Here is an 11,717-nt window from a genome sequence, read left to right on the forward strand (position 1 = left end):
TTGGCGGTTTTCCACCAAGACCCTAGTTTAATGCCGATCGAAGGAGGCGTTCCCGAGATTCTGCGTGGTCGTTTCCCTCGAGCATGTCGCGCAAAACTGTGCAGCGGTTTTGCGATAACGGCATGCGTAAAACAAAGGCTGAAAGCGCAAGGAGCGAATCCGAAAGATCGTGATGCGCTTTAGGTGCTAAAGCAGGAGAGCGCATGCTGACGAAATCGACGCATGGTCTGAAGGATGTGGCCGAAGGGCTGCTGCGTCCGCTGAACCAGACGGAGTTGAAGCTGGCGCTGGCCGACCTTCAGGAGGCCGGCGGGAGCGAGCCTTCCGTGGCTGCGATGCTGAAGACGGAAGGGCCGCTTCGCGATTTCATCGCGGCCGTGCTGACGCTGTCGCCTTATCTGCGCGAAATCGTCAATCTCGATCCCGCCATCCTCGCTGGTGCCATCACCCAACCGCTGGAGCCGCAGATCGAGGCGCTGGTCGCCGAGGCGCGGCGCTGCTGGCAACCGGACGGCGAGGGGGCAGCGCCCGCGGAATCCGTGGTAATGAGCAGGCTGCGCATCATCAAGCGCAAGGTGGCCTTCCTGGTCGCGCTCGCCGATCTTGCACGCATCTTCGACGGCCGGGCGACGACGGCCTGGCTGAGCGAGCTTGCCGAAGCTTCGGTTGCCGCCGCGATCGACCATTTGCTGCTTTCGGCGCATGAGGGCGGAAAGCTGCGGCTGCGGGATGTGGCGGCGCCGAGCGACGGCTCCGGGCTGATCGTGCTCGGCATGGGCAAACTCGGCGCATCCGAACTCAACTATTCCTCCGATATCGACCTCGTCGTCGTGTTCGACGAACAGGCGGGAATCGTGCCCGCCCCGGATGACGCGATCGAGATCTTCCCCAGGATGATGCGGCGGCTGGTGCGCATCCTGCAGGAGCGGACAGCGGACGGCTACGTTTTCCGCACCGATCTCAGATTGCGCCCTGATCCGGGTTCGACGCCGCTGGCGATCCCGGTCGATGCGGCGATGATTTATTACGAGGGCAGGGGTCAGAACTGGGAACGGGCGGCTTTCATCAAGGCGCGCGCCGTTGCCGGCGACTTGACCGCGGGCAGTGACTTCCTGCGCGGGCTCGCCCCTTTCGTCTTCCGCAAATATCTCGATTACGCGGCGATTGCCGATATCCATTCGATCAAGCGGCAGATCCACGCGCATAAGGGCCACGGTGCGATCGCCGTCAAAGGCCACAACGTCAAGCTCGGCCGCGGCGGTATTCGCGAGATCGAATTCTTCGTCCAGACGCAGCAGCTGATCGCCGGCGGCCGCATGCCGGCCTTGCGTGGCCGGGCGACGGAGGAGACGCTCGGTGAACTCACCAAAGCGAAATGGATCGACGCTGAAACCCGCGACGAGCTGATCGAGGCCTACTGGTTCCTGCGCGATGTCGAGCATCGCATCCAGATGGTGCGCGACGAGCAAACTCACCTGCTGCCGGAGACGGATGCCGATTTGAAGCGCATCGCCTTCATGATGGGCTTTTCCGACACGCCGAGCTTCTCCGAACGGCTGGTCGGCGTGCTGAAGACGGTCGAGCGGCGTTATGCCCACCTCTTCGAACAGGAGAGCAGGCTTTCCACAGACACCGGAAATCTCGTCTTCACCGGCCAGGGCGACGACCCGGATACGCTGGAGACGCTGAAGAAACTCGGTTTTACCAGGCCGTCGGATATTTCCCGTATCATCCGCACCTGGCACTATGGCCGCTACCGGGCGACGCAATCGGTCGAGGCGCGTGAAAGGCTGACGGAGCTGGCGCCTCAGCTCCTGCGGGTCTTCGGCGAAAGCAAGCGCGCCGACGAGGCGCTGTTGCGCTTCGACAGCTTCATCTCGGGCCTTCCCTCCGGCATCCAGCTGTTCTCGCTGCTCGGCAGCAACCCGGCGCTGCTGTCGCTGATCGTCAACGTCATGTCCTCGGCACCCCGGCTTGCCGAGGTGATCGCCGCCAAGCCGCATGTCTTCGACGGCATGCTCGATCCCGGCCTGATGGCCGAGCTGCCGACGCGAGATTATCTCGGCGAACGGCTGAAGGGCTCGCTTGCCCAGGCCCGCCATTATGAAGAGGTGCTCGACCGGCTGCGCATCTTCGCCGCCGAGCAGCGCTTCCTGATCGGCATCCGCCTGCTCACAGGCGTGATCAACGGCGTGATGGCCGCACGCGCCTTCACCCATCTCGCCGACCTCATCATCGCAGCGGCACTCGATGCCGTGGTCGGCGAGATGCGGGCAGCACACGGCGACTATCCCGGCGGGCGCATCGCGGTCGCCGGCATGGGCAAGCTCGGCAGTTTCGAGCTGACGGCCGGTTCCGACATCGATCTGATCCTGCTCTATGATTATGACGATTCGGCTTCCGAATCCGACGGGCCGAAGCCGCTCGATGCGACGCGTTACTTCACCCGCATCACCCAGAGGCTGATGGCCGCCTTGTCGGCGCCGACCGCCGAAGGTGTGCTCTACGAGGTCGACATGCGGCTGCGCCCATCCGGCAACAAGGGGCCGGTCGCCACCCGCATCAATGCCTTCGGCAAATATCAACGCGAAGAGGCATGGACCTGGGAGCATATGGCGCTCAGCCGTGCCCGGCTGATCTGCGGCAATGAGAGCCTGATCGCTGAGGCGGAACTGATCGTTCGCGAGGTGCTGTCGGCCGATCGCGATATTGCTAAGGTGGCGCATGATGTCACCGAGATGCGCGGACTGATCGACAAGGAAAAGCCGCCCTCCGGTCCGTGGGACCTGAAGCTCATTCCCGGCGGCGTCATCGATCTCGAATTCATCGCCCAGTATCTTGCACTGATCGCACCGACCAAGGGCGTCGGCATTGCCGTCAATGGGGTGAGCACTGGCGAGGCCCTGAAAGTGCTTGGTGACCGGCTGATGGCAACGTCCGATCTCGACATATGTCTCGAGGCCTTCACGCTTTATACCGGCCTTTCGCAACTGATCCGCCTCTGCATTGATGGCCTGTTCGATCCGAAGGAGGCGCCGGCGGGTCTCGTCGAACTCGTCTGCCGCGCTGGCGACTGCCCCGACATCAGGACGCTGGAAGCGGAGATGAAGCGGCTTTCGAAAGCGGTTCGGAAAATATTCCTGACTGTCGTGAAAGCCTGATCTCACACCAGATGGAACGACCGTGAGGATTATCTCGAGCATCGCCTGTCGGATTCTCGGTTAGCCAGTCGTCTTCAGGGCAAAGCTATGGAGAACACGAATGACGATTACCATTACCGCCTTTGAACGGTCGCCCGATCGCGGCAGGGGCCTGGCCCGTGACATGCGCGTTCGCTGGGCGCTCGAAGAAGTGGGCCAACCTTACGACGTTCGTCTTGTTTCGTTCAAAGAGATGAAGGAGCCCGCGCATCTGGCGCTGCAGCCATTCGGGCAGATCCCGACCTATGAGGAAGGCGATCTCACTTTGTTCGAGTCCGGCGCCATCGTCTTCCATATCGGCGAGCGCCATGCGGGCCTGCTGCCGGACGATGTGAATGCCCGGGCGCGCGCGCTCACATGGATGTTTGCCGCGCTCAACACGGTGGAACCACCGATCTTCGACCGCGCTCTCGTCATGATCCTCGAGCGCGACAAGCCTTGGTACGATCACCGCCTTTCTGCCCTCGAGGACAGCATCCGCAAACGGCTGATCGGCCTCTCCCACCGTCTTGGCGATGCCGACTGGCTCGATGGTGCCTTCGGCGCCGGTGACCTGCTGATGGTGTCGGTGCTGCTCAGGTTGAAGGGATCTGCTCTACTGGAGGAATATCCGAACCTCTCCGCCTATGTCGCCCGCGGCGAAGCGCGGCCGGCATACAAGCGTGCTTTCGACGCTCAGCTGGCGGTTTTCACCGCCGCATCGGCCGGCTAAATGAGGTCGGCTCTAGATATCATCCGGAATGCGCAGCGAGATCACGGTGCCGATCGCTTCGCGTGAGCGGATCTTCATGCGGCCGCCATGCAGCGAGGTCAGCGAGCGGGAGATGGCGAGCCCGAGACCGGAGCCGCCCTTGCTCTTGGCATATTGGCTCTGCACCTGCTCGAAGGGCTGGCCGATCTTCGACAGCGCCGAGCGTGGAATGCCGATGCCGGTGTCGGCGATGGTGACGACGACGGCGCCGTCGACGCGGCGGGTGCGCACCGCGATGCGGCCGCCATTGTCGGTGAACTTCACCGCATTGGAGAGCAGGTTGAGCAGCACCTGTTTCATCGCCCGGCGGTCGGCCATCAGCGTCAGGCCGGAGCAGATGCGCTGTTCGATGACGATGTTCTTTTCAGCCGCGGGCATGGCGGTGAAGCGCAGGCTTTCCTCGATCAGCGGCACAAGATCGATGCGCTCGCAATGCAGCCTGACATGGCCGGCTTCGATCTTCGACATGTCGAGAATGTCGTTGATGACGTTGAGCAGATGTTTGCCGCTGTCATGGATATCGCGGGCATATTCGTCGTATTTCAGCGAGCCGAGCGGACCGAACATCTGGTTCTGCAGGATTTCCGAGAAGCCGAGGATGGCGTTGAGCGGCGTGCGCAGCTCATGCGACATGTTGGCCAGGAATTCCGATTTCGCCTTGTTGGCGGCCTCGGCGCGTTCTTTCTCCGCCTGGTAGTTGGAGTTGGCCGTCGAAAGCTCGGATTTCTGGATCTCCAGCGTCTGGCGCGAGGCGGACAGATCGCCGATCGTCGCCATCAGCCGGCGCTCGGATTCGCGCAGCCGCTCCTGGTGGCGTTTCATCAGTGTGATGTCGGTTCCGACCGAAACCCTGCCGCCGTCGCGGGTGCGCCGCTCGTTGATCTGCAGCCAGCGCTCGTCGGCAAGCTGCACCTCCGTCGTGCGCGAATAGCCGGAGCCGTCGGCATCGGAAATCCGCCGCTCGATGACAGGCCGGGCGGCGGCGGCATTGACGGTCGAACGCTCGGTGCCGGGCACGAGCACGCTGTCCGGCAGGCCATAGGCCTGCTGGAAATGCGTGTTGCACATGACCAGCCGATCGTTCTTGTCCCAGAGCACGAAGGCTTCCGAGGTGCATTCGATGGCGTCGGCCAGGCGCTGGTCGGCTTCTGCGTAGCGCTGGGCGAGCCGATGCTGTTCGGTCACGTCCATGGCGATGCCGATCAGGTGCATACGGCCGGAATTGCTGCGGATCACCTGGGCACGCGCCCGCATCCAGACATAGTGGCCGCCGGCATGGCGCATGCGGAAGATCTGATCGACCTGGCCGGAAGCGCCCTTGCCGATGGCGCGCGCGATCTCGTAGAGCCCGCCGTCATCGGGATGCATCAGTCGGGCGGCTTCGCCGAAACCCATCGTCTTGTCGGAACCCGGCAGGCCGAGCATGTCGTACATCGAGCGCGACCAGAAGAATTCGCGGTTCTCGAAATCGAAGTCCCAGAGGCCGCAACGGCCGCGCGACAGCGCCGTCTCGACGCGCAGGTTCGATTCCAGGAAGATGTCGTCGGCGTCGCGAGCGCGCTTCACCTGCGTATAATAGGCATAGAGGATGACGAGCAGGATAGAGGAGATGCCGGCAAACAGCGTCACGTTGAGCGCCAGTTCCTCACGCCAGAGCCGGCCGATCTCGTCGAGCGAGGTGGCGGCGACGATATAACCGCCGGCATTGCCCATCAGCGTGATCTCGGCATAGTGCGGCACGCCGCCGATCGTCGTTTCGATGACGCCGGCGCGATCGCCGAAGCGGCGGATCGCCGAGACCTCGGGGAAGAAGTCGCCGACATTGCTGCCAACATGCGAAAGCCCGGCGGTGGTCGCGGCAAAAACCTTGCCGCTTGCCTGCACGAGCAGCACGAAAGCGCCGCTGTCCAGCCGGTCCTGCGGCAGGTATTTGGCGAGGCGGGCCTGCGCCCCGGTGATATCGCCGCTGTCAAAGATGTCGGACGCATCGGCAAACACCGCAGAGGCGGTCGCCGCCGAAAGTGCGGTGGCATGGCGCGCCGAGGCCTCCAGCCGCCCATATTCGCTCATCATGCCGAAGAAATGCGAGGCGGCGACGACGGAGAGGAAGGCGACAATCAGCGCCGGGATGGCCCGCTTCAAGACCAGCTCGGCCTTCGGCAGATAACGCAGAAGTGGTTCCGATGTCGCATGGCCCGAAAGGCTGTCGCGCCAGGCATTGAGCCCGTCAAAATCGACACGCAGCCGTCCTCCGGCCACGGTTGCCCGCCGCACGTCCATCATCTCTTCGCCTTGTCCCTCATGTGATTCGCGCGCCGCTCGCTCGAACCTGACCTAGAGAATCATGGGTGATTCGCCTTGTCCAGAGGCAAAGGTAAAAATCCGTTAACTATTTATAATTTCGGGTTTTTCCAGATGATTCGAGGTGCTGGGCGACCGGCCGCCGAATTTCTCCTGATGGCCGGTCGAATCAAATTACCCCTTAAGCGTGCGCTCGACGATATCGCGCACGTCGGTCGAAAGATCGGTGGCTCGCTCGATCTCGATCAGCGCCGAGCGGGCGTGATCGGCACGCACGGGTTCGAGCGAGCGCCAGGAGCGCATCGAGGTGAGAATGCGGGCGGCAAGCTGCGGGTTGCGCCCGTCGATATCGAGAATCTGATCCGAGAGGAAGTGATAGCCTTCGCCATCGGCGCGGCCGAATCCGGTGGCGTTGGCAAAGGCGAAGGTGCCGACCAGCGACCGCATCCGGTTCGGATTGGTGCGCTTGAAGAGCGGATCGTCCATCAGCGCGCGGACCCGTCCCAGGGTTTTTGCGCCCGGAATGCCGGCCTGGATCGCGAACCATTTGTCGATGACGAGCGCATTTTCCGCGAAGCGGTCACGGAAGGTGGCGAGCGCCTCGCTCGTCTCCGCGCTGTCGGGAAAACGATGGGCGAGGATGGTCAGCGCATGGCTGAGATCGGTCATATTGTTGGCCGCATCGAAGGCGGCCTTGGCGCGGGTCGGCGTCTCTTCGGCATGCGAGAGGTAGGTGAGGGCGCTATTGCGCAGCGCCCGCAGGCCGGCGCTCTTCGCATCCGGGTTGAAATCGCCTGATGTCGTCATCGCTGCGTAGAGGCCGGCAAAGACATCCTTTCCGGCATCGGCGATCTGTTTCAGGACCGCCTGCCGGCCGGCATGGATGGCATCGGGGTCATTGTTGCCGCCGAGTTCACGGGCGATATCGGATTCGCTCGGCAGAGCCAGCGCCTGGGCGCGGAAGGCGGGCTCGAGGCTCTCGTCGGCAGCGGCGGCAATCAGCGTCTCGACGAAGGTAGTCTCGCAGATCACAGGCTTGCCCTCGCGGGCGTCGCGTGCCGCTTTCAGCAGGTTCGGCAGCGCCAGATCGGTCAATGCCTGCCAGCGGGCAAAATGATCGGTCTCATGGCGGGCGAGATGGGCAAGATCGGCCGGGCTCTGATCGAAATGCAGGTTGATCGGCGCCGAGAAGCTGCGGTTGATCGAAACGACCGGCCGCGAGCCAACGCCATGGAACACGGCCGTCTGCGTGCGGCCGGTGAGATGCAGCACCTCGCCGGCATATTCCGCGCCGTCGACCGAGGTCGGCTCGATCTTGCCGCCGTTTTCGCCAAACAGCGCGAGGCTGAGCGGAATATGCATCGGCTCCTTGCTCGGCTGGCCGGGCGTTGCGGGGATCATCTGTTCGAGCGACAGGGTGAAGCTGCCGGCTGCCGCATCATAGCTGCCCGATGCGGTGACGAGCGGCGTGCCGGCCTGATGGTACCAGAGCGAAAATTGCGCGAGGTCGCGCCCGCTTGCATCCTCGAAGCATTTGACGAAATCCTCGATCGTCACGGCCTCACCGTCATGGCGGTCGAAATAGAGGTCCATGCCCTTCTTGAAGCCGTCCTTGCCGAGCAACGTCGCGATCATGCGCGTGACTTCGCTGCCCTTTTCGTAGACGGTCGTCGTGTAGAAATTGTTGATCTCGCGATATGTCGTCGGCCGCACCGGATGGGCGAGCGGGCCGCTATCTTCCGGGAACTGCTCCGATTTCAGGTGGCGCACTTCGGCGATGCGCTTGACGGCGCGCGAGCGCTGGTCGGAAGAGAATTCGTGGTCTCGATAGACCGTCAGGCCTTCCTTGAGGCACAGCTGGAACCAGTCGCGGCAGGTGATGCGGTTGCCGGTCCAGTTGTGAAAATATTCATGCGCGATGATCGTCTCGATATTGGCATAGTCGGCATCGGTGGCGATCTCGGGATCGGCAAGCACGTATTTGTCGTTGAAGACGTTGATGCCCTTGTTCTCCATCGCGCCCATGTTGAAATCGGAGACGGCGACGATCATGAAGATGTCGAGATCGTATTCGCGGCCGAACCTCTCTTCGTCCCACCTCATCGAGCGTTTCAGCGCGTCCATGGCATAGGCTGCGCGCGGCTCCTTGCCGTGCTCGACATAGATCTTCAGCACCACCTCGCGACCGGACATGGTCGTGAACGTGTCTTCGACAACGCCGAGATCGCCAGCGACGAGCGCGAAGAGATAGCTCGGCTTCGGATGCGGATCGAACCAGGCGGCGAAATGTTTGCCGGGGCCGTAGCCGGCGCCGCCGAGGAAGTTGCCGTTCGACAAAAGCAGCGGGTTGGCGTCCTTGTCGGCGATGATGTTGACCGTGAACGGCGCAAGCACGTCGGGCCGGTCGGGGAAATAGGTGATGCGGCGGAAACCCTCCGCCTCGCACTGCGTGCAGTAGATGCCGCCGCTGCGGTAAAGGCCCATCAGCTTGGTGTTAGCCTCAGGATTGATGACGGTGGTGATCGTCAGCTCGAAGGGCGCGCTCTCCGGCAGGTCGCGCACCGTCAGGCTTTCCGGTGCTGCGTCGTAACGCGAAGGGTCCAGCTCCACCTGGTCGAGCAGTAGCCCCGACAGCGTCAGTTCGTCGCCGTCGAGAACGATCGGCGCTGCCGGATCGGCGCCCGGGCGACGATGAAAGATCAGACGCGCCTCGACCTTTGTCTCCGTCGGGTCGAGTTCGAAGGTCAGGTCCACACGTTCCAGCACGAAGTCGGTGGGACGGTAATCTGCCAGATGAATGACCTGGCCGGTATCTGTTCGCATGGTGTTTCCTGAAGACCGTTATTTGACAACCGCGGAATACAGAGGCGGGCGCACTCTGCCATAAATTTTGCCGGGAATGATTACATTAAAGTCTGAACTAAAGTTAAAGCAAATTGCCCGCGAACACCAAGTTCGCGGGCAAAATATCTTATTGGAAACGAATGAACGCAGCTGAGGGGAGAAAGCCTCTACTTCAGATTGAGCGCAGCCTTGATCGTCGCGTCATTTTCCGTCTGCTGCACGACGACGCCGTACCAGCCGAGCCCGTCGTAATCCTCATAGCCGAGGGTGCGTGCGAAGGCGACGATTGAGCCGTTATTGTCGTAGTAGCTGCCTTTCGCCTGGCCGGACGGATTGGCGAGCGCGAAATGGGAAAAAAGCAAGGCGGGATTGGTGGTGGCGATGACCCGGCTCTTGCCGTCGAGCAGCATGACCGTCGTTCTTTCCGCCAGCTGCGGCGGCAGGTTGGCCTCTTTCTCGACGATCGCCTGGCCCTGGTTCTGCCAGTCGAAATAGACGCCGAGTGTGCCGACCAGCCGCCCGTCGAGCTTGCCCTCTTCGCGGATGCCTGTGGCATAGACGAGCGCATGCCTGTTCTCGTGCAGCGGGCTCGCTTTGACGTCGTCGACAATATACGCGTCGCCGGAGGAGCAGACCGACGCCGCGCGGAACCACGGATCGCCGGCAAGGCTCGTGCCTGCGATCTTGCGCTGGAACTTGGGATTGGCGGAGGCGATCACCTTGCCCGAGAGATCGGTCATGACGAGATCGAGATAGACGGTGTAGAAGCGGTTAATGGCGCCGAGACGCTCCGCCGCAAAGGCGACAGTCTCACGGGCCGGGTTCTGCAGCGCCTGCCAGAGCGCCGGATCCGTCGCCCACCAGCGCACATCGGCCGTACGCTCGAAGAGATTGCGGACGATGAGCTGCACCAGCGTCTGCGCCAGATCGGTGAGGCGAACGCCCTCCATCTCCTCGACCAGCGAATCGGCCATGGCGCGGCTGAGGCCGATGCGGCCGAGCACGTTGCTTTCAAACCTGCCGGTAATGTCGGTCGCGATCTGCGCCAGCCGCTGCACCTCGTTGGCAACGACCGCGAAGCCCTTTCCGGTCTCGCCGGCTCTGGCCGCCTCGATCAGCGCATTGATCGCCAGCAGCTTGATCTGCTTGACGATATGGGTGTTGTCGGCGCTGAAGCGCTCGAGGTCGGTGCTGATGCCGTCGGTGACGACGCGCATGGAGCGCGGGGTCGCATTCTGCGACTGGGCGATGGTTTCGGCGCTAAGCGGCTTCATCAAATGGGATCCTGAAAGGAGCGGGCAATTGTTTGTGCGGTGAAGAAAATTTCGAGATCAGCGATAAAAAACGATGCTTGCCTATGGTTTTCAATTGGTTAACGCCGAGCGCCGGGAGACGAACATTTTGGGGGTGAATGACTCAAATATGGAAATTTCAGCGCAGTGACGCGTATGCAGCACGGTTCATCCCGCGGCTGACGGCGATTCTGCGATTCTGCCATGTTGCTTGCGGTTTTTTCGCCAATCGGGTTTTTCTTTCGCTACGATGGATGACGTCACCTGCTGCGTTCCCGAGTCGAACGCGTCTCCCCGTTCCGGTTAAGTCAGTATCAAGAGCCAGGATCATGCACTCGGTTCTCAGAAACCCGATGAGAGGCATTGCGCTGAAAGTCTCGTCGGTCGTGGTCTTCCTGGCCATGCAGACCTTCATCAAGCTGGCGGGCTCAGACATCCCGCCGGGTCAGGTCACCTTTTGCAGGTCGTTCTTCGCGCTCTTCCCGATCATGGCCTATCTGGCCTATAACAGGCAGCTGCGCGCCGCCTTCTACACCGCCAATCCAATCGGTCATCTGAAGCGCGGCACGATCGGCATCTTGTCGATGGCTTTCGGTTTCTACGGCCTCCTGCATCTGCCGCTGCCCGAGGCGATCGCGCTCGGCTATGCGCTGCCGCTCGTCGCCGTCATCTTCGCTGCCGTTTTTCTCGGCGAGACCGTGCGCATCTATCGCTGGAGCGCCGTCCTGGTCGGCATCGTCGGCGTCGCCATCGTTTCCTGGCCGAAACTCACGCTGTTTCGCGACGGCGGCATGGAAGCAGACCAGGCCGTCGGTGCGCTCTGCGTGTTGTTCTCGGCCGTTCTCGGCGGCGTGGCGATGATCCAGGTGCGCCGGCTCGTCGAGGAAGAGAAGACGGCGACGATCGTGCTGTATTTCTCGATCACCGCCTCGGTCTTCTCGCTGGCTTCTCTTCCCTTTGGCTGGCTCATCCTGCCATGGCCGACGGCGCTCTATCTGATCGCCGCCGGCTTTTGCGGCGGCGTCGCGCAGATCCTGCTGACGGAAAGTTACCGCCATGCCGACGTCTCCACCATCGCACCGTTCGAATATACCTCGATCCTGCTCGGCGGCATCGTCGCCTACTTCGTCTTCGGCGACGTGCCGAGCGTGACCATGCTGATCGGCACCGTCATCGTCGTCGCCGCCGGCATCTTCATCATCTATCGCGAGCACCAACTGGGCATCGAGCAAAGAGAGGCGCGCAAGGCCACGACGCCGCAAGCCTGAGACCTGCAAGTGCATGTTATCAAGGTTTTAACGCGCCGATTGCAGTGGGTTGAGGATTGCG

Annotated in this window: 6 protein-coding genes; 3 read left to right on the forward strand and 3 right to left on the reverse strand. The window is 62.2% G+C overall.

The genetic code is table 11. The features are described from left to right. The first annotated feature begins 203 nt into the window (after positions 1-203). Positions 204-3,161 carry a bifunctional [glutamine synthetase] adenylyltransferase/[glutamine synthetase]-adenylyl-L-tyrosine phosphorylase gene (locus AC244Q_RS05390; RefSeq protein ID WP_113547112.1) on the forward strand — a complete coding sequence of 986 codons (2,958 nt, stop codon included), beginning with the start codon at positions 204-206 and terminating at the stop codon, positions 3,159-3,161. A 100-nt stretch (positions 3,162-3,261) separates the two neighbouring features. Next, complete coding sequence (locus tag AC244Q_RS05395) at positions 3,262-3,912, forward strand: glutathione S-transferase family protein (protein WP_113547113.1); 651 nt, start codon at positions 3,262-3,264, stop codon at positions 3,910-3,912. Between the two features lie 12 nt (positions 3,913-3,924). Here the strand turns inward: AC244Q_RS05395 and AC244Q_RS05400 are convergent, their stop codons facing one another. The 3 genes from AC244Q_RS05400 to AC244Q_RS05410 form a co-directional block, all read right to left on the reverse strand. Continuing rightward, entirely contained in the window at positions 3,925-6,234 is a 2,310-nt protein-coding gene (locus AC244Q_RS05400; RefSeq protein WP_113547114.1) for a PAS domain-containing sensor histidine kinase, read from the reverse strand. Positions 6,235-6,426: 192 nt separating this feature from the next. Beyond that, positions 6,427-9,075: an aminopeptidase N gene (gene pepN / locus AC244Q_RS05405; RefSeq protein ID WP_113547115.1), complete on the reverse strand. Its 2,649-nt coding sequence runs from the start codon at positions 9,073-9,075 to the stop codon at positions 6,427-6,429. 188 nt (positions 9,076-9,263) lie between these two features. After that, positions 9,264-10,370 carry a methyl-accepting chemotaxis protein gene (locus tag AC244Q_RS05410; protein WP_012756724.1) on the reverse strand — a complete coding sequence of 369 codons (1,107 nt, stop codon included), beginning with the start codon at positions 10,368-10,370 and terminating at the stop codon, positions 9,264-9,266. A 347-nt stretch (positions 10,371-10,717) separates the two neighbouring features. Here AC244Q_RS05410 and AC244Q_RS05415 point away from each other — a divergent pair, with 347 nt between their 5' ends. Further along, a complete protein-coding gene (locus tag AC244Q_RS05415) occupies positions 10,718-11,656 on the forward strand; it encodes a DMT family transporter (protein ID WP_012756725.1) in 939 nt (312 codons plus the stop codon). The last annotated feature ends 61 nt before the right edge of the window (positions 11,657-11,717 follow it).

The sequence above is a fragment of the Rhizobium sp. CB2179 genome (genome assembly GCF_057653455.1).

Bases quoted from the DNA above. Each gene is read 5' to 3' on its own strand.
- pepN (WP_113547115.1), bottom strand. From the start codon at position 9,075: ATGCGAACAGATACCGGCCAGGTCATTCATCTGGCAGATTACCGTCCC.
- AC244Q_RS05390 (WP_113547112.1), top strand. From the start codon at position 204: ATGCTGACGAAATCGACGCATGGTCTGAAGGATGTGGCCGAAGGGCTG.
- AC244Q_RS05415 (WP_012756725.1), top strand. From the start codon at position 10,718: ATGCACTCGGTTCTCAGAAACCCGATGAGAGGCATTGCGCTGAAAGTC.
- AC244Q_RS05410 (WP_012756724.1), bottom strand. From the start codon at position 10,370: ATGAAGCCGCTTAGCGCCGAAACCATCGCCCAGTCGCAGAATGCGACC.
- AC244Q_RS05395 (WP_113547113.1), top strand. From the start codon at position 3,262: ATGACGATTACCATTACCGCCTTTGAACGGTCGCCCGATCGCGGCAGG.
- AC244Q_RS05400 (WP_113547114.1), bottom strand. From the start codon at position 6,234: ATGATGGACGTGCGGCGGGCAACCGTGGCCGGAGGACGGCTGCGTGTC.